The sequence below is a fragment of the Marinobacter sp. MMG032 genome, from assembly GCF_040112695.1.
Classification (GTDB): domain Bacteria; phylum Pseudomonadota; class Gammaproteobacteria; order Pseudomonadales; family Oleiphilaceae; genus Marinobacter; species Marinobacter salsuginis.
Genome location: NZ_CP157802.1, coordinates 3937007 through 3959188, shown reverse-complemented (window position 1 = coordinate 3959188; position 22182 = coordinate 3937007). Strand labels below are relative to the sequence as shown.

The following is a 22182-nucleotide window of genomic DNA, read 5'->3' as shown; positions in this document are numbered from 1 at the left end:
ATTTACGATAACCGCATCTCAATTACTTGGGCCAGGCACTCAAAGGACCTATCGATGACCCGAAAACCGCTTCTACTCGCGTCTTCATCACCCTACCGGAAAACGCTTCTGGAACGGCTGGGCCTTCCGTTCACCTGCGCCAGCCCAGACATCGACGAATCGCCAAAACCAGACGAATCCGGAGAATCCCTGGCCACGCGCCTGGCCGTAAACAAGGCCCGTGCACTGGCGGACCGCTTTCCCGGGCACTGGATCATCGGCTCAGACCAGGTGGCTTGCCTACCGGACGGCTCGGTGCTGAGCAAGCCCGGCGGCCATGAACAGGCAGCGCACCAATTGCGTCAGAGCAGTGGCCACAGAGTCTTGTTTCTGACAGGCCTGGCACTGCTCGACGCCGATTCCGGAAAGCTCGAAAGTCTCTGCGAACCTTACAATGTCCGGTTCCGTGAACTGACTGACACGGAGATAGAAGCCTACCTGCAGCAAGAAAAACCCTACGACTGCGCCGGCAGCTTCAAGATGGAAGGCCTGGGCATCACACTGTTCGAAGCGCTTGAAGGCCGGGACCCTAACAGCCTGGTAGGGCTACCGCTGATCGCACTGAACGACATGCTTCGGCGCTGGGGCCGGAATCCCCTGCTGGAAAACCGGCCTGAGCCCGAAAAAACTTAACGCAGCTCGAGACGGGACTCGACCAACTGACTGGCGAACCCCTCGCCAAAGGCGACACCAAGCTGATCGACAATATCCTGGAATGGCGACTTGCGACGACTGTAGTCCACAAGCTTTTCCTGCCCGATGATCTGCCGAGCCACGTGTGAAGCACTGCCTAACCCATCGGCCAGACCAAGCTCAACGGCTTGCTCGCCACTCCACACCAGACCACTGAACAGTCTTTCGTCATCTGACAGGCGATCACCACGCCCCTGCTTTACGGCTGCAATAAACTGTTGATGGGTGTTTTCCAGCACGCTCTGCCAGAACGCCACCTCCTCTTGCTCCTCCGGAGAGAACGGATCCAGGAAAGCCTTGTTCTCGCCGGCGGTATAAAGACGGCGATCCACACCGATTTTTTCCATAACCCCGGTAAACCCGAAACCGCCAGCCACAACGCCAATGGAGCCAACGAGGCTGGCACGGTTGGCGTAAATTTCATCCGCTGCGGCCGCGATATAATAGGCTCCGGAGGCACCAATATCGGAGATCACGGCGTAAACCTTTTTCTCGGGGTATTCCTCCCGCAAACGCTTGATCTCGTCGTAAACATAACCCGCCTGAACCGGACTGCCGCCCGGACTGTTGATGCGCAGAATCACGGCCACAGAGTTCGGCTCCTCGAAGGCCGTTCGAAGGGAACCAACGATGTTATCAGCGCTTGCCAGCTCGCCCGCGGCGATCGGACCATTTATTTCAACCAGAGCAGTATGCTCCCCTGCCACACCTTCCAGAGAGTCGCCGATGGGAAACTTGAACATGAACAGCAGGGCGATCAGATAACCAAAGGTCAGAAATTTGAAAAAGATGCCCCAGCGCCGACTTCTTCGCTGCTCGGCCTGAAGCGACATCACCAGCTTTTCAATCAGCTTCCAGTCACGGCCGGATTCCGGCGGAAGTTTCGGCGATTTACGCCCGAACAGCGGCTTACCCTCCTTCTCTGGCTCTACCGGCTTATCCCCCCAATCGGCAGGCTTGTCAGATTCCCAGTCACTCATGCACGCATCCTGTCAGCAAATTCGATGAATTCGGTCTGTCTACAACCTACAACCCCAGCACCCGACGAAGGTCAGGCACCGAATCAACAATGGCGTGCGGCGAGTAATCGCCCAGCACGTCCCGCTTGTGGACACCCCACTCAACCCCGATGGAAGGCATGCCAATACGCCGGGCCATTTCCAGGTCATATCGGGTATCACCAATCATCACCGCCTCTTCCGGCTCAATGCGGTAGAACCGAAGGATCTCCTCAAGCATCGCCGGATCAGGTTTTGAGCGGGTTTCATCGGCGCATCGGGTAATTTCGAAGTGGTCACCCAGGCCACTGGAGACTAGAGCAAAATCCAGCCCGCGCCGGCTCTTGCCAGTAGCAACGGAACAACTTCGCCCGGATCCACGAAGATCTGCTACCACCTCGGCCATCCCTTCAAACACATTCTGGGGTGTTGTCACCTTGCTGAAGAAATAACGCGCGTAACCTTCCCGGATATTATTCATTTCCTCACGACTGATGCCCGGGTAGAGTTTTTCCAGCGCCTCGACCATGCCAAGGCCGATAATATCCCGGTAGGCCTCTCGCTCCAGGGCCGGATAGCCCAACTCGGTCGCAGCCTGGTGCAGACTGTCGGCAATGTGCTCAACCGAGTCCACCAGGGTCCCGTCCCAGTCAAAAATAACCACTCTGACGTTCATTGATCGGATCCTTTAAGACGCCCCGAAAGCTTCCTGAGCACGTCGTTGAATGCATCGTCGTAAGGCGCCTCCAGGCGCATCGACTCACCGGTGACCGGCAAGGTGAACTCCAGGGCGCGGGCATGCAGCATTAATCTCTGCCCGCCAATGGAGCGGAATGCTTTGAGGCTGACATCATCCATATACTTGTCGTCACCCGCAATCGGATGACCGGCCCAGGCACTGTGAACCCGGATCTGGTGTGTCCGCCCGGTAATCGGCGAGGCCTCCACCAGACTGTAGCCGGCAAAGCGTTCCAGGCAGCGAAAGGTCGTCAGGGACGCTTTCCCAGAGTCATCAACCCGAACCCGGCGCTCTCCGTTTGGCATTTCATAGCGCAGCAGGGGCACATCGACCCGGTCGATACTGGCTGGCCAGTCGCCGGCAACCAGCGCATGATAGTGCTTGCGAATGCGCTTCTGTCGCAGCTCATCCTGCAAGAAACGCAGTGCCGATCGCTTCTTGGCCACCATGACCAGGCCGGATGTATCGCGATCCAGACGATGAACAAGCTCCAGGAATTTTGCTGACGGACGAGCCGAACGAAGCACCTCAATCAACCCGAAGCTCAGCCCGCTGCCGCCGTGAACCGCAATACCGGAGGGCTTGTTGACCACCAGCATCTGGTCGTTCTCGAACACAACGGCCGCCTCCATGACGCCCTGAACCCGGGAACCTGGCGCCACCTGCTCCGGTTTTTCCTTGCGGGTAATCGGCGGTATGCGCACCTGATCACCGGTATTCACGCGGGTATCCGGCTTCACACGCCCCTTGTTCACCCGAACCTCGCCCTTGCGGATTATTCGATAAATAATGCTCTTGGGCACACCACGCAGCTGGGCAAGAAGAAAGTTATCCACCCTCTGACCGTCGTTATCCTCATCCACGGTAACCCACTGAACGCCCAGACGAACTTCGCCTCGGGCAGCAGCATTCCCACCGCCAACCTCACTTGTCCTGACCGGCTTATCGGGCCTGGTCCGGGGTGGCTTTTTGCTGGCTGACTTTCGGGACATGAAGTTCCTTGGATGATGGAGTAGCTACAGGATTGAACGGGTGCATGAATACTGTTATATTCCGGCGTGCTCTGCCGTTTGTCTACGGCCTGACCAACTCAAGTCAGAAGCCGGAGCGGCAGAAGTATACCGACACTATTCGAGAGTTTGAACGCCGTGCACCCAATCACTACCGGGAACGGCGAGAGAAATGCTCCCGGAGGACCAGGACAGATCTTCACAAGACTGCATCCTGTACCCGGGAGAAAGAAAAACCGCGCAGAAAACCGCGGGCGACATCGCGAAGAATCATTGCCACCCAGGGCCGGGCCGTCCAGCATACGAATACGACGTGAGACCCAGGCACCTGAGTGAACCTGAAAACGGATAACATGCGTCAACAGACACGAACCTTACACGACCTCTCCCTGCCTACAGGCAGACGGATCGTCGGCGTTGGTCTCAGACCGACAGGATCACACCCCCGAAGGGTCTGATTCGTCTGGCCGCCGGTCCGCCCTTGATGTAACAGGGCCCGCGGCACGCACATCCTGCTTCGCTGATGCGATCCACTCTGGTTTTCTGTCAAATTAAACGACAGGAACTCTTTCTTTCCATGAAAAGAATGCTCATTAATGCAACTCATCCTGAAGAGTTGCGCGTCGCCCTCGTTGACGGCCAGCGTCTGTTTGATCTTGATATCGAATCCAGCTCCCGCGAGCAGAAAAAGGCGAACATCTATAAAGGCCGCATTACCCGCGTTGAGCCCAGCCTTGAAGCCGCCTTTGTCGATTTCGGTGCCGAGCGCCACGGTTTTCTTCCGCTCAAGGAAATTTCCAAGGAATACTTCAAGAAATCTCCCGGCCAGATCGAAGGCAAGATCAACATCAAGGACGTAGTGTCCGAAGGCCAGGAAGTAATCGTCCAGGTGGACAAGGAAGAGCGTGGCAACAAGGGCGCGGCCCTGACCACCTTCATCTCCCTCGCCGGCCGCTATCTAGTGCTGATGCCCAACAACCCCCGTGCCGGCGGTATTTCACGCCGCATTGAGGGCGATGAGCGGGCCCAACTCAAAGAAGCCATGAACGATGTCCAGGTGCCCAAGTCCATGGGCATCATCGTCCGCACCGCCGGTATCGGCCGCAGCACCGAAGAACTCCAGTGGGATCTGGACTACCTTGTGCAGTTCTGGGAAGCCATCACCCAGGCCGCTGGTGAGCGCAAGGCGCCCTTCCTGATTCATCAGGAAAGCAACGTCATCATTCGCGCCGTTCGCGACTACCTGCGCCAGGATATCGGCGAGGTGCTGATTGACGCCAACGGGGTTTACGAGGACGTCCTGAATTTCGTCCGCGCCGTCATGCCCACGTTCGAAAACAAGATCAAGCTGTACAAAGATGAAATCCCCCTGTTCAGTCGCTACCAGATTGAAGGCCAGATCGAGACGGCGTTCCAGAGGGAAGTAAAACTGCCCTCCGGCGGCTCCATCGTGATTGACCCGACCGAGGCCCTGGTTTCCATCGACATCAACTCCTCCCGGGCCACCAAAGGCCAGGATATCGAGGAAACCGCACTCCAGACCAACCTGGAGGCGGCCGAGGAAATCGCCCGCCAGCTGCGACTGCGTGACATGGGTGGCCTGATTGTCATCGACTTCATCGACATGACGCCGGCCAAGCACCAGCGGGAAGTGGAACAGAAGATGCGGGAGGCCCTGGAAATCGACCGGGCCCGGGTTCAGGTCGGCAAGATCTCCCGTTTCGGCCTGCTGGAAATGTCCCGTCAGCGCCTGCGCCCCTCCCTGGGAGAGACCCGCAGCGAAGTCTGCCCCCGGTGCGAAGGACAGGGCACGATTCGCGGTATCGAGTCCCTCGCCCTCAGCATCATGCGGCTGATCTACGAGGAATCCTCGAAGGACAAGACCGGCGAAGTACGGGCCGTTGTGCCGGTATCAGTTGCCACTTTCCTGCTGAACGAGAAGCGTAAGCAACTGGCGGACATTGAAGCTCGCCAGGAAGTCAGTGTTGTCGTGGTGCCAGTACCACACATGGAAACGCCACACTTTGAAATCATCCGGATGCGTCAGGATGAGACCACGCCCGAGCATATCTCCAGCCACCAGGTGGCCCAGGAATACAGCGAGCGCGAAGAGGAAATCTTTGAGGCTCCGGCCCCTGAAAAGCCGGTTCGAGAGCAGGCCGCTGTGAAGGCCATCCGGCCCAGCGCGCCCGCGCCCACTCCGGCAGCACCGAAAGCAGAGGAAACAGCCGATCAGGAAGAAGGCCTGTTCCGCCGGCTCGGTCGTAAGATCTCCGCCTTCTTCAGCGGCGAAGAAGAGCAAAAGACCGAAATTCTCGACCAGGGCAAGAACCAGCGCGAAGACCGCCGAAACCAGGGACGGCAGGACCGTCGCAAGTCCCGGGTAGCCCGCGGTGACGAACAGCGCTCCGGTGGCAACCGCAGTGGTAACGACCGGCGCCAGGGCGGCCAACAAAGCCGTGGTGACGACAACCGCGGGCGCGGACGCAACCGCAGTGATGACCAGAGCCGCGGCAACCAGAACCGTCAGGGGGCTGACAACAAAGGCTCGGACAATCGCGGAGGCGATAACAAGGGCGGAGACAACAAAGGCTCTGATAATCGCCGTGATAACCGTCGCGATAACCAGGGCCGTGGCCGCAACAGGCCGCAGCGGGACCAGAAGGACAACCGCGACCAGAAGGACCAGAAGGATCAGGGCCCGCAGGATAACGCCACCAAGTCCGGCTCTGACGAAAAGCGTCGCAAGCCACGTCGCCAGCGTAATCGTGACGGATCGCCCGCTGAGACACCGGCCTCCTCACCGGCGGACCGTAAAGCAGCCCGCAGCGAGAAGCACCAGAAGGACACCCAACCTGAAAAAGGTCGGGACGAGAGCAAGGCGGAAGTAAAAGCCGAGCAACCGATGGAGCCTTCAAACAAGGCGCCCGCAAAGTCTGAGAAGTCCGAATCCCGGACTGATACAGCGTCAGCGGCCAATGAAGCGCCGAAACCAGCTGCAGCCCAGGAACAGCCCACAAAGGAGCCGAAGCCTGAGCAGACGCCTTCAGCCAGGGCACCCTCTGACAGCAAACCGCAGGCCCAGTCAGAAGAGACGGCAAAGGCCAGTGGCAAGCCAGTTGAAAAGCCTGAAGCTGATCAGTTGAACGCTGAAAAGGCCGAAAAGGGTGGGGCCGCCAAAACGGAAAAGAGCTCCGAACCTCGCCCGAAGCCGCAACAGGCTGGCGCAAAGGCCGCCGAGCAGGCTCAGCAAACAGACACCAAGCCAGAGCCGGAACCCAAGACCGCAGCCGGAAGCGAGCAGGCACCGGAAGCCAAAAAGCAGCCTGCTGAATCAAAAGAGGCAGCCGCGCCCAAGGCCAAACCCGAGCCGGCAGCCAAATCAGAGGCGGCAGCAGAGCCCGGAAAAGCTAAGGAGCCTGCGGAGGTGAAGGCGGCAGCCGGAGTCCAGGCCCCGGAAACCCAGCCGGAACCGAAGCAACCGGCACCGGCAAAAGCCGAGGAAAAGAAGGCCGAGCCTGAAAAGGCAGAAGCTGAAAAAGTCGAAAAGCCCTCTGCTCCGGAGCCTGCAGCGAAGGACACGCCCACCGAGACTCCGACAGTCGACGTGCCGGTGACACCGGGTCGCGCCTACAACGACCCCAGAGAGGTCCGCAAGCGTCAGAAAGCTGCGGAAGAGGCCAAGAAGGCCGGGAGTAACTAACTGATGCTATCGAACTCCGACATTGAAGCGCTGGAAGACATCCTCTTCGCGGAACCCTGGGGGGAGGATGCCCTGGACTTCTTCGGCTTCCACGGGGTGGTCTGCGCCAGCGTCGTCGGCCCGGCCGAACTGAGTGCGGAAGACATCTTCCGCCTCGCCACTGGCGCCGATCAGTTGCCCGACACCGGGGTTCCCGAGGTGTTCAGGCGCTGTTCCGCCCAGTTGGCAAATGACATGGCCCATGCCCTGGATATGGGGCAGGCCCTGGAATTGCCAGAGCCCGAGGACGGCGACCCGATGAACGCTCTGGAAAACTGGTGCGCCGGGTTTGTGGACACTTTCCTTGAACATGAAGAGGAATGGTTGGAGGCATCCAGCGAGGAAGAGACCGCCGATCTGATGGTGCCTATGCTGACCCTATCGGGACTGTTCGACGACGAGGACTTCCAGAAAGTTCGCAACAGTGAGAAGTTGTCCCGGCAAATGGCCGATGCCATTCCGGACTCACTGACCGACCTGTACCTTCTGTTCCACGCGCCGGATTAACACGTCGCAGACCTCGAAATGGGTTGCCTGAATGAATGCCAGACCGGCTCAAGCCCGTCTGGCATTTTCATGATGCGGCCAAGCTCACACCAGGGCGCACCCGGAAAGTGAAAATCACTGCCCTGGGACGCCAGTAACTTCTCTTTCCTGCACAGCTCTGCCAAAAAGCCCAGGTCGCCGCTGGACTGCCCGGAGGTGGACACCTCGATGGCTTGCCCCCCTGCCCTTCGGAAATCCGAGGTCAGCTCCCTCAGTTTGGTTGCCGTCAGCTGATATTTCCGGGGATGGGCAAGAACCGCAACGCCGCCCGCCTCGATAATCCAGCGAACGACCTCCGAAAGCTCCGGCCAGAAGGCCTTTACATCACCCGGCTTACCGGCGCCCAGATACCGTTTGAATGCCTGCCCGGTATTATTGACCACACCAGCCTCTGTCAGAACCTGGGCGAAGTGCGGGCGTCCCGGCACGTCCCCGCCGGCGGCCTCCGATGCCCTGGCCAGCAGATCATCAATACCAAGCTTGCCCAGGCGCTCGGCGATCATTCGCGCACGAGCCCAGCGATTCTCGTTCTGCCGCTCAAGCGCCTGCCGAAAACCCTCGGCAGCGGGATCAAAATCCAGGCCCACGATGTGGATCGTGCGGCTTTTCCAGAGGCAGGAGAGTTCAACGCCGGGGATCAGCTCGATGCCCTGTACCTGTGCAGCAGTTTGCGCTTCGGCAAGGCCGGCGATCGTGTCATGGTCGGTCAGGGAAAGATGGGTGACGCCGCGACCGGCAGCCCGCTCAACCAGCGCGGCCGGTGATAGCGCGCCATCGGAAGCCGTGCTGTGGCAATGTAGATCAATGCACAAATGCGGGTCTTGCGGTATAGTCACAAAATATCCTGAATCATCAGATAACTGGCGGCGTGCCGCGGGCTTACAGTGTACCAGCCAACCCTTGCGCGACACGACCGCTGATTGTCTGGCTGTTCACCCCGGTTATGAGTGTCATTACGGAGAGCTGAATGTACTACGCGATTATCAGTGAAGACGTCGAGAACAGCCTGCCGTTGCGTCAGTCCGCGCGACCTGCTCACATCGAGCGGCTGCAGGCATTGAAAGCCGAAGGCCGGTTACTTGTTGCCGGTCCTCACCCGGCGCTCGACACACCAGAGCCTGGAGATGCCGGCTTTACCGGCAGCCTGGTGGTCGCGGAGTTCGACTCCCTGGAAGCAGCCCAGGCGTGGGCAGATGCCGACCCTTATGTGGATGCAGGCGTCTACCAGAAGATTGTGGTGAAGCCCTTCAAGGCTGTTTTGCCGTAAGCGATGCCATGGGGCTCTATGAGTTTATTGTAATGATGGCTCGCTTGCACGGCGGGGCATCTGTGACAAAATTGCGCTTTTAATCACGCTCAGATTTCAATCGCAGAACTTCAGGGAACGTAACCAGTGACGCTTTTTCGTCTCGCCATCAGTGTCTTGTTCGCAGTGTCGTCCATTGCCGTTGCCCAGGCCAAAACTGTCTGGGTGGACGACCAGTTGTATCTTCCGGTGAGATCCGGCGCGGGCTCCCAGTTCCGGATCATCGAGAACGCGGTTCCCAGCGGCACACCGCTGGAAGTGATCGAGGCGTCCGATTCCGGGTATACCCTTGTTCGCACGCCCAAGGGCACTGAGGGCTGGGTTTCCAGCCAGTACCTGAGCGAAACGCCTATCGCGGCAGACCGCCTTCGGACAGCCAATCGCCAGCTGGAAGAAACCCGCGCTGAGTTGGCCCAGGTAAAGGAGCAGTTGTCCAACGTCGTCAATGAACGTAACGCCCTGGAAAGCTCTGAAGCCTCTCTTTCTGACCGCTCCCAGGAGCTCCAGGAAGAGCTCCAGCGGATCAAGAGTATCGCCGCAGATTCCATTAACCTGGAACGTCGCAATCGCGAGCTCCGTGAAGAAAACCAGAAGATTCGCAACGACCTTGAGGTACTGACGGCCGAAAACGAACGTCTTGAAGCCAGCAAGGAATACGACTTCATGTTGCTGGGCGCCGGCCTGGTTCTTGGTGGTGTGCTGCTGGCACTGATCATCCCCATGCTCAAACCGACAAGAAAAACCGACAACTGGGCCTGATGCCATGAAAGACTATTCGGAAAAACGCGACTTCCACCGTATGCAGGTAAACTCTGAGATTGAGATCACCGATAGCCAGGGCAATAGCTTCAAGGGGGTGTGTCGCGACCTGAGCGCCACCGGCATGCAGCTTTACGTCGATCGGGAAGTAGCCGTGGGAGAGGAGCTCCAGACGGTTCTTCATCCCAGCAGTGATCAATTCCCGCCGCTTGAGGCGGTTTGCGAAGTGATTCGCTGCGAGGCGGAAGGCGACGGATTCCTGCTGGGAACCAACATCAGCGAAGTTACTCGCTGAACGAAAAACGGCGGCCATTGGCCGCCGTTTTTGTCTGTGCCCGCAGAAGCCTCAAACCAGAGGCTTTTCCGAGACGATAATGCCGTTGTTGTCGGCATAGACATAGTGCCCGGGGTGGAAGGTAACGCCGTGGAAAGTGACCGGAACATTCAGGTCTCCCAGGCCACGCTTCTCACTTTTTCTGGGATGAGTGCCAAGGGCCTGTACACCCAGGGCGGTGTTGCCAATCTCATCCACGTCGCGCACGCAACCATAGATAATAAGACCGGCCCACCCGTTGCTCGCCGCTTTCTCTGCCAGCATGTCACCCAGCAGTGCGTGACGCTTTGAAGCGCCACCGTCCACGACCATCACACGACCGTTTCCAGGTTGGCCAACCTGCTCTTTCACCACGGAGTTATCTTCGAAGCACTTCACGGTGACAATCTCACCGCCAAAGGCCTTGTTGCCGCCGTAGTTGTTGAAACCGGGCTCTACCACCTGCACTTCCGGAAATTCGTCGCACAGGTCCGGGGTAATTATTGTCGTCACGTTGCCGCTCTCCTTATCCTGGAAATAAACTCAGTCGATTTTTTCGTCGGCCAGGAAGAACCAGGTATCCAGCACCGAATCCGGGTTCAGTGACACCGTATCAATGCCCTGATCCATCAACCATTTGGCAAGATCCGGATGATCCGATGGTCCCTGCCCGCAGATACCAATATACTTGCCGGCTTTCTTACAGGCCTGAATCGCGTTGGACAACAGGGCCTTGACCGCATCGTTACGCTCATCAAACAGGTGGGCGATGATGCCCGAGTCCCTGTCCAGGCCCAGTGTCAGCTGGGTCAGGTCATTGGAGCCGATAGAGAAGCCGTCAAAGTGCTCAAGGAACTGATCCGCCAACAGCGCGTTGGCCGGCAGCTCGCACATCATGATCACTCGCAGGCCGTTGTCACCGCGCTTGAGTCCGTTCTCCGCCAGCAGATTCACAACCTGCTCTGCTTCACCCACCGTGCGAACAAACGGAACCATGACCTCCACGTTGGTCAAGCCCATCTCGTTGCGCACTTTCTTCAGGGCGCGGCATTCCAGCTCGAAGCAGTCCCGGAAAGTGTCAGAGATGTACCGGGAGGCGCCCCGGAACCCGAGCATCGGGTTTTCTTCGTCCGGCTCGTAGAGGGTACCGCCGATCAGGTTGGCGTATTCGTTGGATTTGAAATCCGACAACCGCACGATCACTTTCTTGGGTGCAAACGCAGCCGCCAGAGTGGAGATGCCCTCAACCAGCTTGTCGACATAGAAATCCACCGGCGAGCTGTAGCCGGAGATGCGCTTCTCGACCGTCTGCTTGATATCCCGCGGCAGCCCGTCGAAGTTCAGCAGTGCCTTGGGGTGAACGCCGATCATACGGTTGATGATGAACTCCAGCCGTGCCAGGCCGACGCCCTCGTTCGGCAGCGCCTGGAAATCAAAGGCCCGGTCCGGGTTGCCCACGTTCATCATGATCTTGAACGGTATGTTGGGCATGGAGTCCACGGTGTTTTCCCGCAGCTCGAAGTCCAGAGCACCCTCATAGATCATACCGGTATCACCTTCGGCGCAGGAAACAGTGACTTCCTGGCCATCGGTCAACAACTCGGTGGCATCGCCGCAACCGACCACGGCCGGAATGCCAAGCTCGCGGGCAATGATCGCCGCGTGGCAGGTACGACCACCACGATCAGTCACGATGGCGGAGGCCCGTTTCATGACCGGCTCCCAATCCGGGTCGGTCATGTCGGTGACCAGCACATCGCCGGCCTGAACACGATCCATTTCCTTGATGCTGGTAATGATCTTCACGGGACCGCTACCAATCTTGTGGCCGATACTCCGGCCTTCCACCAGTACCTTGCCGGTTTCTTTGAGGAGATAACGCTCCATTACATTGGCGGAAGCACGACTTTTCACCGTCTCAGGGCGAGCCTGAACGATATAGATTTTGCCGTCGTCCCCATCTTTGGCCCACTCGATGTCCATCGGACGCTGGTAGTGCTTCTCGATGATCATCGCCTGGCGCGCCAGGTCTTCCACCTCGGCATCGGTGATGCAGAAGCGGTTGCGCTCTTCCTGCTCCACCTTGACGGTTTCAACGAATTCTCCCTCGCCGGGCTTGGTGTGGTAGACCATCTTGATGGCTTTGCTGCCCAGATTGCGGCGAAGCACAGCCGGACGGTCCGCTTCCAGTGTCGGCTTGTGTACGTAGAATTCATCCGGGTTCACAGCGCCCTGAACGACCGTCTCACCCAGGCCGTAGGAAGCGGTCACGAAAACCACGTCGCGGAAACCGGATTCGGTGTCGAGGGTAAACATCACGCCACTGGCTGCCGTTTCACTCCGCACCATTTTCTGGATGCCCGCTGAAAGCGCGACCATTTTGTGGTCAAAACCGTGATGTACGCGGTAGGAAATAGCGCGGTCATTAAACAGCGATGCGAACACTTCCTTCACCGAGGTGCGAACCTGCTCCAGGCCCACCACGTTCAGGAAGGTTTCCTGCTGACCGGCGAACGACGCGTCCGGCAAGTCTTCCGCGGTGGCAGAGGAGCGAACCGCAACCGCCATGTGTTCATTGCCATCCTGCAGGGCGGCGAACGACTCCTTCAGGGCATTTTCCAGAACGTCCGGGAATGGTGTCTCGATGATCCACTGGCGAATCTGCGCACCTACCCGGGCCAGCTCGTTTACGTCATTGATGTCCAGAGCGTCCAGAGCATTGTCGATCCGCTCCTTCAATCCGTCCGTGGCGAGAAATTCGCGATAGGCGTGCGCTGTGGTGGCAAAACCACCCGGAACGGTAACACCTGCGTTGGCGAGATTACTGATCATTTCGCCGAGTGAGGCGTTCTTGCCGCCTACCCGATCGACATCGGACATTCCCAGGTGATCAAACCAGATAATGTAATCTTCCAAAGCATGTCTCCCTTGAGTCTGTGAAGCTAAGAGCAAAATCGGGCCAGCGGTAAAAGTAGGCAATATCCACTGCGGAGTCTCGAACTTGGCGTGTATGATACTGTAACCTGCGGAAATTACCTAGGCCACCAGGCCAGGAATCAAGGAACCATGGAACCGGACGATACAGCATGAAACGCACTGCTTTTTTCATTTCTGATGGCACCGGCCTGACAGCCGAAGCACTGGGGCACAGCCTTCTGGCCCAATTCGAAAAGATCGAATTCGAACGGGTCACCGTTCCCTATATTGCGGACGAAGAAAAAGCCCGGGAAATGGTCAAACGGATCAACAAGGCGGCCGAGACCGATGGCGCACGCCCGCTGGTGTTCGACACCATTGTAAATAGCGATATCCGGGAAATCATCGCCACCGCCGAAGGCTTCATGGTGGATATTTTCGGGACCTTTCTCAAACCCATGGAGGAAGAGTTGCAGTCCTCTTCCTCATATACCGTGGGTAAATCCCATGCCATCAATAACGAAGGGAGCTACGAGCGCAGGATCAATGCGGTCAACTTTGCTCTGGATAATGACGATGGCGCACGCACGCGGCATTACGATGAAGCCGATCTGATCCTCGTGGGTGCCTCTCGTAGCGGGAAAACACCCACCTGCCTCTATCTGGCCCTACAATATGGCGTGAAGGCTGCCAACTATCCGATTACGGAAGAAGACCTGGCAGACCAACAGATCCCCAAAGCACTCAAACCTCATAAAGAGAAGATCTTTGGGCTGACCATTGATCCGGAACGCCTAGCGACCATACGCAACGAGCGCCGGCCAAACTCCCGCTACTCCTCCATCAAGCAGTGCATGCACGAAATCGAGGAAATCGAGTTGATGTACAAGCGTGAGCGGATTCCTTACTTGAACACCACGGCCTATTCCGTAGAGGAAATCTCCACTCGAATCATGGTAACAACCGGGCTGAAAAGACACCGCTGAACATCGCAGGGCGTCAGGGAAATGACCGGGTAACTGAAAAGGGGTCATGTGAAAAGGGGTCAGATGAACATTTCATCTGCCCCCTTTTTCATAGCGCCTTTTTGTGAAGCCGGGCTCTAGAGTTCTTCGATAGCCAACCCAAGTTTCTCGGCCCTGGCCCGATTCTCCGGGCTGGTTACCACTGCGGTACTGGCTTTTTCGGGCACCAGCCAGGTTCTGGCCACGCGTTTCAGGTCATCCAGTGTGACCGACAGCACTCGCTCCCGGAACCTCGCCCGCTGTTCCAGGGTGCGGCCAAACAGCTTGTTGTGGAAAGCATGCCGAGCTGCACCGGCCGGGGACCGGGGCCTGTCGAGTTGGCCAATCACACCAAGAATCGACTCTTCAAGCTCCTGATAATCATGGTCGTTGTCCTGCAACCACGCCAGGGCGGCATCGAAATCGTCCAACGTTTCCTCCAGGCGCGGATCCCGGTAGGAGAAGAACCGGAAGGTACCATTCACGCTGTCCTGGCCAGCGCCACCACCGTAAGCACCGCCCTTTTCACGGATGGCACGGTGTAAATAACCGTTGCGCAGGAAACCACCAAGCACGGTCAGTGCCGCCGCATCCGGATGGTCCACCGCTACCGTGCTGTAGGCTTTGGAACAGAAGTTGACCTGGGTAGAGGTCAGCCACGCCTCGCGGGTTGTGTAATTGACCGACTCCATTTTCCAGTCAGAAACGGCTGCTTCGGAAGCATCGCGCCAGCAGGACTTCAGGTCATCAACCATCGCCGGAAGCTGCTCGTCCTCACCGATCACCAGGAACTCACGCCCTTGGTTGCGAATTTTCTCATGCAACGCAGACAGTCCGTCACACAGAGCCGCCAGCTCCTCCGGATCCTTCAGGGCCTGATCCAGCTGCTTGGTACCGCGAATACCGGCAAGACCACCGAGCCGGAAAGACAGCCAGGCTCCCGGGCTCATGCCCTGAGACGCCGCGCCCATGGCCAGCGCATGACCACTGCCGGTCACCGCCTGCTCTCGACGAGCCCGAATCTGGGCAATAATTTCCCGGATCCGTTCTTTCTCGTCAAAGCGGGCGCTGGTGTAGACATCCCGCAGAAGACGGGTCAACTCACTGCGGTTACGGGCCAGCGCCTTGCCATTAAAGATGATGTATCCGGACAAATCCTGAACATCATCAATACGGCCTTTGGCGCTGAACGCCGCCCCGATACCACCGGATTCCGCAGAAATACGATCCTGCATCTGCAGGTAGTCCAGATCACCACAGCCCACTTCGGAAATCAGGGTGGTGTAATAAGGCACCAGCAGAAGCTCTTCTTCTGTCAGAGCCGGAACCGGGACAATAATCTGTTCGTAGACCAGACCGTTGGTGCCACGGGCATAAACCGTCGCCGAGATATCGCCGTCATAACGCCCTTCCGGCTCTGGCATCTGCAGGGGCACGTCGGACAGATCCACTTTTGGCAGGATGGAATCGTCATCCTTGTGCATCTGGCGCTCTTCCAGAGCCTTGGCCCGATCCACGATCATCCGGACTTCTTCGTCGGTCAGCTCGGCCTTGCGACGGGCCAGGGCTTCACGGATGGCCTCCTGCCGGCGGGACTCGAGCTTTTCGTCCGGTCGCAGGGTCAAAGTGACCCGGTGTGGGTTCTCCAGTAGCTTGCGGCGGATCAGGTTTGGCACATACTGCGGATCCCGAATTTTCTCCCGGAGCGTTGCCAGCACCGGCTCCAGGTCAAGCAGTTCGACAGGATCACCACCGTGCACCATGGGTGCGATGGCGCTCATGATCAGTTGCAGTCCGTATGGGAACTGGTCACCAGCGATTTCCCGCTGGTGCAGTTCGAGCTGATGCAGGATGGCCTCGAGACGTTCCTCGCTGACGCCCTCCTCCACCACCTTCAGAAGCGTGGATTCGAGCAGCGCTTCCAGATCCTTGTGCTTGTCGGGTTCGCTGCCTTCGATGCCGCAGACAAAGGTCATCTCACGGTTGGAATCTTCCAGCCCGCACATGGGCGACGGTGCATGCCCCAGATCTGTGGTTTCCAGGGCCCGCATCAGCGGCGAGGCACTGTTTTCAAGCAGAACGGCGGACAACAGCTGCCCCTCCAGGTTCTCCTGAAGATCAAAGCTGTGGCCCAGAAGCCACCCCACCACGATGTGGGTCTTGTTGTCGGTACCCTCACCCTCGTTCACGGCGTAGCCCTGCTCCACACGAACGGGCGCAAACATGCGCTTCTCGTCGCGGACCGGCAGATCAATATCCAGTCGGTCAAAACGTTTCAGTGCCAGCTCTTCAAACTTTTCATGATGCTCATGGGCCGGGATATTGCCGTACGTGGCAAATATCGCATTGCTGGGGTGGTAATGATGGCGATAGAACTGAAGCAGGTCGTCGTAACTGAGGTCAACGATGTGGTCCGGCTCACCACCACTGTTGTAGTGATAGGTCGTGGTCGGGAACAGATGGCTGCTCAGGTTCTGCCACAGCTGGGAGGTCGGCGAACTCATCGCGCCTTTCATCTCGTTGTAGACAACGCCCCGATAGACCAGATCGGTCGAGGGATCCTCGGGTTTGTCGAATTCCAGGCGGTGACCCTCCTGGGCAAAATCCAGTGGGTCAAGCTTGGAGAAAAACACGCAATCGAGGTAGACCGACAGCAGATTGTCGAAGTCTTTCCGGTTCATGCTGGCGAACGGATAGGCAGTCCAGTCGCTGCTGGTAAAGGCATTCATGAAGGTGTTCAGCGACCGCCGGATCATCATGAAGAATGGGTCGCGAACCGGAAAACGCTCACTGCCGCAAAGCGCGGTATGCTCGAGAATGTGAGCAACGCCGGTGGAATCCATCGGGAAGGTTCGAAGCGCCACGAAAAATACGTTCTCGTCGTTATCTGCGGCCAGGTGCAGGTGCCGGGCGCCGGTTTTCCTGTGACGATACTCCTCAACCTCAAGGTTGAGCGTGTCGATCCGGTGACTGCGAAGCTTCTCAAAGGCCGGATGGGTTGCGTTGTCGATCACTGCAGCCATTCAAACTATCCTGTCTTTAAACAATTGGAGAATTGTAGGGTAACACGTAGTATCGCTTATCATGCATCACTCCAGTAGCTAAAGGGTACCTCGCCGTCCATGACAACTCCCGCTCCTCAGACAAAGGCAGTTGACGCTCCGGAAGTCGCCGCTTATTGGGCAGAACGACGAAATTACCTTGACCGGATCCGGAAGGTACCGGAAATCAGACAGCGCTTCTGGCGGGAAGTTGCCATATACCTGCTGCGTCGCCTGCTCTGGTCTTTTGGATTTTTCCCGGTTTTTATCGCTTTCTGGGTTCCATTTGTGATGGCCAGCTTCAATCCCGTTGTGCTGGCTTCAGATCTGATCCCACTGTTGCAGGATTTCGTTGATTCCAATCCAGAGGTGCAAGCGACCACCATCAGTACACTGGTCATCGCCTGGGCCTCCATCGGGTTCTTCTTCCTGGTATTTGACTTCGTGCTGACCCCCTTCAAATCACCCTATGAATACGAAGCCGACGTGTACATGAGATCATGGGAACAACTCAACCATGATCAGCTTCCGGATAAAGTGTGATTTGGCCTGCATTCTCGGTAACTGCCGGACACTTTCTGTTACATAGTGTTGCAGTCACTGGGTAAGATGAAGCGGTAGACAGAATTCCAAGAATGCAGGATCACGAGGTTCCGTCATGGTCGATTTCAGACCGCTTCTGTTCATAAATGCCCTGGCACTTATGCTGTTGGTTACCGCCGGGTTCGCATCCGTGCGGGATGACCTTCGAATGACGGAAACCTTCGAGCCACCCGCCGTCGAGCAGGTGATCACATCCGGCCCTGATGAATCAGAGATCAGCGCGCCGCCTGAACCTGCCGCCACGGCGCCCACCATACCGGAGCCAGCTCCCCAGCAATCCAACGCGCCCGTGGTCGACGCCACCCCGTTCACCATTCCGCCCATGCCTGAGAATCCGGAGGTTCTGGCAGTGGCTGAACCGCCGGCAGCCATGGCAACCCGGACTGACACAGCCAAGGCAACCCGGGAAAAACCGGCAAAACAACAGCAGCCAGAGCGACCAACGCAGGCTCTGCTGGTGCTCCGCTCCAATGTGGTCGGCGATCAGGTGACGATAAACGGAAAGCAATACGGCGCCACTCGCCTGGACCTGGAGCTGGACCCGGGCCGGTATGAGGTCACTATCAGCAAGCCCGGCTTCAAGCCCTGGAATCGCACGGTGGCCCTTGAAGCCGGCAACGAGATGACCCTGGTGGGCGAACTGGAAGCCTTTACCACGGTAAATTTCCGGGACGGGACCTGGGTCGGCGGCGTGAAAACCGGTGACGGCACCTATCAGGATGCGGACGGCCTGCGCTACGAAGGCCACTTCGTGGACGGTGAATTCCACGGTCAGGGCACTGTCTGGTATCCAGACGGCAGCCGCTACGAGGGAGACTGGGCTGCCGGACAACGCGAGGGCGAAGGCGAATGGCGCAGCGCTGACGGGTCCAGGTACTCAGGAGAATTCCGGACCGACCAGTTCAATGGCAAAGGCACCCTGACATTGGCAAACGGAGACATACTGACCGGACACTGGCAGGACGGGCAACTCAATGGCCACGGTTCCCTGACCACTGCGGACGGCATGCTCTATGTGGGCGGATTCCGGAACAACGAATTTCATGGCAGTGGCACACTGACCTACCCTGATGGAAGGCACTACGAAGGCGAATTTTCCAACGGCGCTTTCCACGGCACAGGAACCGAGGTCTTCGCCAGTGGCAAGAAATACGAAGGTCAGTACATCGAAGGGAAGTTTCATGGCAGGGGTTTGCTGAAAAACCCCAACGGCAGTTCAATCGAAGCCACTTTCCGTCATGGCGAGCCTTACGGACAGGTGCGCCTGACCACGGCGGCAGGGGAGATTTTCACTGCCCGAACCACTGAACCCGGTGTCTGTTATCGGGACAAGAGCTACCGGGCCACAGAGTGCCCGAAACTGGAAGGCTGGTAATCCCGGCAGCCCGATAACAAACGCGTTTGCAGTAAACGATTGAGGTAGTGACATGGCGATCAAAAACGCTCTGCTGGTAGATGACTCCAAGGTGGCACGATTTGCCCTGAGCAAACTGCTGGAGAGTCGCGATATGGAAGTCAACATGGCTGGCTCGGCCGAAGAGGCCCTGGATTTCCTCAACAGCCATGGCCGCCCGGATGTCATCTTCATGGACCATCTGATGCCCGGAATGAATGGCGTTGAGGCCACCAAGGCCATCAAGGGCAATCCGGAGACCGCCAGCATTCCCATCATCATGTGCACATCCAAGAAATCGTCCTCGTTTATGGAAGAGGCGCGAAACTTTGGTGTCTACAACATCCTGACCAAGCCGCCACAAACCGAAGGACTCAAAGAAGTTCTGGACCAACTGGCCAGCGATGTCACAGGGGGAACCCTGCCAGAACCGCCCACTGAATCAGCGTCCGCCTACGTCGACGAGGATGAATTACTGAACGTCCCGGCGGATGCTTCGGTGGAACTGTCTCCCAAAACAGGCGATTCCGCCGGTCGTGGTAACCCTCAGGCCAACGTGGTTCCCCTGACCAGCGAGCTTATCGAGCAGATTGCCCGTTCTGCGGTCAAAACCCACATCAACAATCGGCTGCATGAACTGCTCAGCTCGCTCTTTGATGAACAGTTCGACCACCTGAAGCGCGCGCTGGACGAGTCTCGCAGCAAGCAGGACGCGGCTATCGAGGAGCGCCTGAACGCAGTGACTGAAATGGTCGAGGAGCGAACCAGAAGCCTGCGCGACGACGTCGCCGCCGAAGTCAATCTCAACCTCGGCAGCGAGCTGGCAGTTCTCAAGAAGGAGCTGAAAAAGAATTCCGGCTTTACCAGCGATCATATGGCTGAGCTGAAAGATCACATCACCAGCGTTCAGACGATCGATACCGAGTTCTGGCAGACCCTTCAATCCGAGGCCATTCAGCAGGCCCATGAAATTTCCCGGGAAACCGCTGAAGACATCGCCCAGCGGACAATCGATCTGTTCGTTGCCCAACAGCGTTCTGCAGCCTCTCGAGTCTACACCATTGGTCTTGCCGTAAGCCTCGGGATCTTCAGCGTCGGGATTGCCTGGCTGTCAGGCCTTTTCGGCTAAGCAGCGCCCGGATTCTGCGCCAGTCTGCCGGGGTGTCCACATCGTCGTGGACCCCCGGAATATCGACCCGGGTGGCCCGCATCTCTGCCAGCAGCTGCCCAGCGCCCTTATCCCCCTCCAGATCAAGCACCAGAGGCCAGAGCCAGCGTGGAAGGTAGGCAGGCACGCCCGGCCTCCCCCCATAATCTGCGGCAATCGGCTGATCCGGCACATAGCGCGCGGCCTTGCCAAAAGCCTCAAGGGCATTCAGATCCAATAACGGTTGGTCCGCCACCAGAACGAAAGCCCCTTTCGCAGCGGGCCCCAGGCTTCGAAGCCCTGCAGACAGCGACGCTGAAATCCCATGCTGCCAATCCGGCGCTCTCAGCCATAACGATGGTTGGCGTCGGCAACGAAAGCGGATCAAGGGGTACCAGGCACCGCACACAACCCGGACGTCCGGGCTCAATACTCGGCCCTGGCCAATGGCTGCATCCAGGAGAATACGGTTGCGGGAATCGGTTACCTCCGGATCCCGGGGGCCCAGAGGCAACAGGGCTTTGGGCCGGCCAAGGCGGCTGGAGGCACCGGCAGCCAGTACCAGTACCGGGAATTGCTGATCGTTGAGCTTGTCGAAGTTTAAGATGATGAAACCCGTACAGTAAGAAATGGAGCCCGGGGAATCCGCCAGACTGCTGTATTCGATGATTTTTGCTAGAATTCCGCCATCAATCAATCATACCCGCCTGGAAATTTGATGAACCATCTGTTTGTAGACAACCTGACCGTTATCGATTTCGCTTACCTCGACCCGACCCGGGGGTTGGTGGGTGAAAGCTGGATTGCGGATGTGGTGCTTGGCGGGGAGCTGGACGAACAGGGTATGGTGTTCGACTTCAGCAACGTAAAACGCACCATCAAGCGGGTCATTGATGAGCGAGTGGACCATCGCCTGGTCATTCCCCGAGGTTACCACGGATTGTCATGGAACGAGGAAGAGCCAGACACCTTCAACTGGTCGCTGACCGATGGCAGCCAGATCACTCACCGGTCGCCGGACGAAGCCATCGTCTGGCTGTCCGCCGACCGGGTTGTGCCATCAGCTGTTGCCTCGCTGCTGGAACAGGAAATCAAGGCGGTGCTTCCCGCCAATGTAATTTCCGTGGAGATCAACCTCCGGGAAGAAGAAATCGACGGCGCCTACTATCACTACGTGCACGGCCTGAAGAAACACCTGGGCAACTGCCAGCGCATCGCCCACGGTCACCGCTCGCCGATCCGTATCGACCGTAACGGGCATCGCGATTACGACCTGGAACGCCGTTGGGCGAAACTCTGGCGCGACATCTACGTGGGTTCAGAAGAAGATGTGGTGCGTCGGCATGTGGGTGAAGACGGCGTTCGCTATGTGACCTTCGAATACGAAGCCAACCAGGGCGAGTTTGCGCTGACCCTGCCAGAGGAGCGCGCGTACATGCTGGATACCGACACGACGGTAGAGCTGATTGCCGCCCACATGGCTGACAAGCTCAAGGTGGAGTTTGCGACAGACACCATCCGGGTGAAGGCCTATGAAGGTGTTGGCAAAGGGGCCATTGCGGAGCGTTGATTGAAGTCCTGAAAACGGGATCAGAAGAACTTTTCTACTGATCCCTGGTTTACAGGCACAAAAAAACCGCCCGAAGGCGGTTTTTTTGATGGCTTTCCGGTGGACTAAACCGAAAAGCCTAATTGGCGTCCCCTAGGGGGTTCGAACCCCTGTTGCCGCCGTGAAAGGGCGGAGTCCTAGGCCACTAGACGAAGGGGACTAGAAATTGGTGGAGCCAGGCGGGATCGAACCGCCGACCTCAACACTGCCAGTGTTGCGCTCTCCCAGCTGAGCTATGGCCCCTCAACGGCTGCGTATATTAAGGATCCGCCCTATGGGCGTCAACCTCTGAATCACACTTTTTTTCAGTTTTCTGAACATCCC

The 22182-nt window shown here is 57.9% G+C and carries 19 protein-coding genes and 2 tRNA genes; 11 read left to right on the top strand and 10 right to left on the bottom strand.

Annotated features, from left to right (window positions below):
* Positions 1-54 precede the first annotated feature (54 nt).
* Positions 55-672: a Maf family nucleotide pyrophosphatase gene (locus ABNF92_RS18200; RefSeq protein ID WP_209396938.1), complete on the top strand. Its 618-nt coding sequence runs from the start codon at positions 55-57 to the stop codon at positions 670-672.
* Here the strand turns inward: ABNF92_RS18200 and ABNF92_RS18195 are convergent.
* From ABNF92_RS18195 to rluC, 3 genes are read right to left on the bottom strand one after another with little or no spacing between them, the layout of a single operon-like run.
* On the bottom strand, positions 669-1712 hold the full coding sequence (locus tag ABNF92_RS18195) for a S49 family peptidase (RefSeq protein ID WP_349342938.1): 1044 nt from the start codon (positions 1710-1712) through the stop codon (positions 669-671). The genes ABNF92_RS18200 and ABNF92_RS18195 overlap by 4 nt on opposite strands.
* 46 nt (positions 1713-1758) lie before the next feature.
* Positions 1759-2406 (bottom strand): HAD-IA family hydrolase, encoded by a 648-nt coding sequence (locus tag ABNF92_RS18190; protein ID WP_136631982.1) that lies wholly within the window; start codon positions 2404-2406, stop codon positions 1759-1761.
* Positions 2403-3461, bottom strand: coding sequence for a 23S rRNA pseudouridine(955/2504/2580) synthase RluC (gene rluC, locus ABNF92_RS18185; RefSeq protein WP_228744342.1), 1059 nt, complete (start codon positions 3459-3461; stop codon positions 2403-2405). The genes ABNF92_RS18190 and rluC overlap by 4 nt, the downstream gene beginning before the upstream one ends.
* Before the next feature lie 595 nt (positions 3462-4056).
* On the opposite strand from rluC, the gene rne reads away from it, so the two are divergent.
* Together rne and ABNF92_RS18175 are read left to right on the top strand one after the other, a co-directional pair.
* Positions 4057-7182, top strand: a complete 3126-nt coding sequence (gene rne, locus ABNF92_RS18180) for a ribonuclease E (RefSeq protein WP_349342937.1) — start codon at positions 4057-4059, stop codon at positions 7180-7182.
* Positions 7183-7185: 3 nt separating this feature from the next.
* Positions 7186-7728, top strand: a complete 543-nt coding sequence (locus ABNF92_RS18175) for a YecA family protein (protein ID WP_349342936.1) — start codon at positions 7186-7188, stop codon at positions 7726-7728.
* Here ABNF92_RS18175 and ABNF92_RS18170 read toward each other — a convergent pair.
* A complete protein-coding gene (locus ABNF92_RS18170; protein ID WP_349342935.1) occupies positions 7725-8603 on the bottom strand; it encodes a PHP domain-containing protein in 879 nt (292 codons plus the stop codon). The two genes, ABNF92_RS18175 and ABNF92_RS18170, sit on opposite strands and share 4 nt — an antisense overlap.
* A gap of 131 nt (positions 8604-8734) precedes the next feature.
* Here ABNF92_RS18170 and ABNF92_RS18165 point away from each other — a divergent pair, with 131 nt between their 5' ends.
* From ABNF92_RS18165 to ABNF92_RS18155, 3 genes are all read left to right on the top strand, one after another.
* On the top strand, positions 8735-9034 hold the full coding sequence (locus ABNF92_RS18165) for a YciI family protein (protein WP_349342934.1): 300 nt from the start codon (positions 8735-8737) through the stop codon (positions 9032-9034).
* Between the two features lie 126 nt (positions 9035-9160).
* Positions 9161-9832, top strand: a complete 672-nt coding sequence (locus tag ABNF92_RS18160; protein WP_069183267.1) for a TIGR04211 family SH3 domain-containing protein — start codon at positions 9161-9163, stop codon at positions 9830-9832.
* Between the two features lie 4 nt (positions 9833-9836).
* Entirely contained in the window at positions 9837-10127 is a 291-nt protein-coding gene (locus tag ABNF92_RS18155; protein ID WP_069183266.1) for a PilZ domain-containing protein, read from the top strand.
* A gap of 51 nt (positions 10128-10178) precedes the next feature.
* Here the strand turns inward: ABNF92_RS18155 and rraA are convergent, their stop codons facing one another.
* Both rraA and ppsA read right to left on the bottom strand, forming a co-directional pair.
* Positions 10179-10658, bottom strand: coding sequence for a ribonuclease E activity regulator RraA (gene rraA / locus ABNF92_RS18150; protein ID WP_069183265.1), 480 nt, complete (start codon positions 10656-10658; stop codon positions 10179-10181).
* 30 nt (positions 10659-10688) lie between these two features.
* A complete protein-coding gene (gene ppsA / locus ABNF92_RS18145) occupies positions 10689-13061 on the bottom strand; it encodes a phosphoenolpyruvate synthase (protein ID WP_069183264.1) in 2373 nt (790 codons plus the stop codon).
* Positions 13062-13231: 170 nt separating this feature from the next.
* Between ppsA and ABNF92_RS18140 the strand changes: the two genes are divergently transcribed.
* Complete coding sequence (locus ABNF92_RS18140) at positions 13232-14047, top strand: pyruvate, water dikinase regulatory protein (protein WP_069183263.1); 816 nt, start codon at positions 13232-13234, stop codon at positions 14045-14047.
* 116 nt (positions 14048-14163) lie between these two features.
* Here ABNF92_RS18140 and ABNF92_RS18135 read toward each other — a convergent pair whose 3' ends face one another.
* Positions 14164-17088 carry an insulinase family protein gene (locus ABNF92_RS18135; RefSeq protein ID WP_069183262.1) on the bottom strand — a complete coding sequence of 975 codons (2925 nt, stop codon included), beginning with the start codon at positions 17086-17088 and terminating at the stop codon, positions 14164-14166.
* Between the two features lie 99 nt (positions 17089-17187).
* Here ABNF92_RS18135 and ABNF92_RS18130 point away from each other — a divergent pair, with 99 nt between their 5' ends.
* From ABNF92_RS18130 to ABNF92_RS18120, 3 genes are all read left to right on the top strand, one after another.
* On the top strand, positions 17188-17649 hold the full coding sequence (locus ABNF92_RS18130; RefSeq protein ID WP_069183261.1) for a hypothetical protein: 462 nt from the start codon (positions 17188-17190) through the stop codon (positions 17647-17649).
* 115 nt (positions 17650-17764) lie between these two features.
* Positions 17765-19084: a PEGA domain-containing protein gene (locus ABNF92_RS18125; protein WP_349342933.1), complete on the top strand. Its 1320-nt coding sequence runs from the start codon at positions 17765-17767 to the stop codon at positions 19082-19084.
* A 52-nt stretch (positions 19085-19136) separates the two neighbouring features.
* Positions 19137-20231, top strand: a complete 1095-nt coding sequence (locus tag ABNF92_RS18120; RefSeq protein WP_153633568.1) for a response regulator — start codon at positions 19137-19139, stop codon at positions 20229-20231.
* Here the strand turns inward: ABNF92_RS18120 and ABNF92_RS18115 are convergent.
* Positions 20191-20946 (bottom strand): nucleotidyltransferase family protein, encoded by a 756-nt coding sequence (locus ABNF92_RS18115; RefSeq protein WP_349342932.1) that lies wholly within the window; start codon positions 20944-20946, stop codon positions 20191-20193. The genes ABNF92_RS18120 and ABNF92_RS18115 overlap by 41 nt on opposite strands.
* A gap of 21 nt (positions 20947-20967) precedes the next feature.
* Between ABNF92_RS18115 and ABNF92_RS18110 the strand changes: the two genes are divergently transcribed.
* Positions 20968-21819 carry a 6-carboxytetrahydropterin synthase gene (locus ABNF92_RS18110; protein WP_349342931.1) on the top strand — a complete coding sequence of 284 codons (852 nt, stop codon included), beginning with the start codon at positions 20968-20970 and terminating at the stop codon, positions 21817-21819.
* 123 nt (positions 21820-21942) lie between these two features.
* Here ABNF92_RS18110 and ABNF92_RS18105 read toward each other — a convergent pair.
* Together ABNF92_RS18105 and ABNF92_RS18100 are read right to left on the bottom strand one after the other, a co-directional pair.
* Positions 21943-22018 (bottom strand) — tRNA-Glu (locus tag ABNF92_RS18105).
* A gap of 7 nt (positions 22019-22025) precedes the next feature.
* Positions 22026-22101: transfer RNA gene (locus ABNF92_RS18100), tRNA-Ala, on the bottom strand.
* Between the last annotated feature and the right edge of the window lie 81 nt (positions 22102-22182).

Excerpts from the sequence above, each read along its gene's own strand:
- ABNF92_RS18200 (WP_209396938.1), top strand. The coding sequence starts at position 55 with ATGACCCGAAAACCGCTTCTACTCGCGTCTTCATCACCCTACCGGAAA.
- ABNF92_RS18195 (WP_349342938.1), bottom strand. The coding sequence starts at position 1,712 with ATGAGTGACTGGGAATCTGACAAGCCTGCCGATTGGGGGGATAAGCCG.
- ABNF92_RS18190 (WP_136631982.1), bottom strand. The coding sequence starts at position 2,406 with ATGAACGTCAGAGTGGTTATTTTTGACTGGGACGGGACCCTGGTGGAC.
- rluC (WP_228744342.1), bottom strand. The coding sequence starts at position 3,461 with ATGTCCCGAAAGTCAGCCAGCAAAAAGCCACCCCGGACCAGGCCCGAT.
- rne (WP_349342937.1), top strand. The coding sequence starts at position 4,057 with ATGAAAAGAATGCTCATTAATGCAACTCATCCTGAAGAGTTGCGCGTC.
- ABNF92_RS18175 (WP_349342936.1), top strand. The coding sequence starts at position 7,186 with ATGCTATCGAACTCCGACATTGAAGCGCTGGAAGACATCCTCTTCGCG.
- ABNF92_RS18165 (WP_349342934.1), top strand. The coding sequence starts at position 8,735 with ATGTACTACGCGATTATCAGTGAAGACGTCGAGAACAGCCTGCCGTTG.
- ABNF92_RS18155 (WP_069183266.1), top strand. The coding sequence starts at position 9,837 with ATGAAAGACTATTCGGAAAAACGCGACTTCCACCGTATGCAGGTAAAC.
- ABNF92_RS18140 (WP_069183263.1), top strand. The coding sequence starts at position 13,232 with ATGAAACGCACTGCTTTTTTCATTTCTGATGGCACCGGCCTGACAGCC.
- ABNF92_RS18135 (WP_069183262.1), bottom strand. The coding sequence starts at position 17,088 with ATGGCTGCAGTGATCGACAACGCAACCCATCCGGCCTTTGAGAAGCTT.
- ABNF92_RS18130 (WP_069183261.1), top strand. The coding sequence starts at position 17,188 with ATGACAACTCCCGCTCCTCAGACAAAGGCAGTTGACGCTCCGGAAGTC.
- ABNF92_RS18125 (WP_349342933.1), top strand. The coding sequence starts at position 17,765 with ATGGTCGATTTCAGACCGCTTCTGTTCATAAATGCCCTGGCACTTATG.
- ABNF92_RS18120 (WP_153633568.1), top strand. The coding sequence starts at position 19,137 with ATGGCGATCAAAAACGCTCTGCTGGTAGATGACTCCAAGGTGGCACGA.
- ABNF92_RS18110 (WP_349342931.1), top strand. The coding sequence starts at position 20,968 with ATGAACCATCTGTTTGTAGACAACCTGACCGTTATCGATTTCGCTTAC.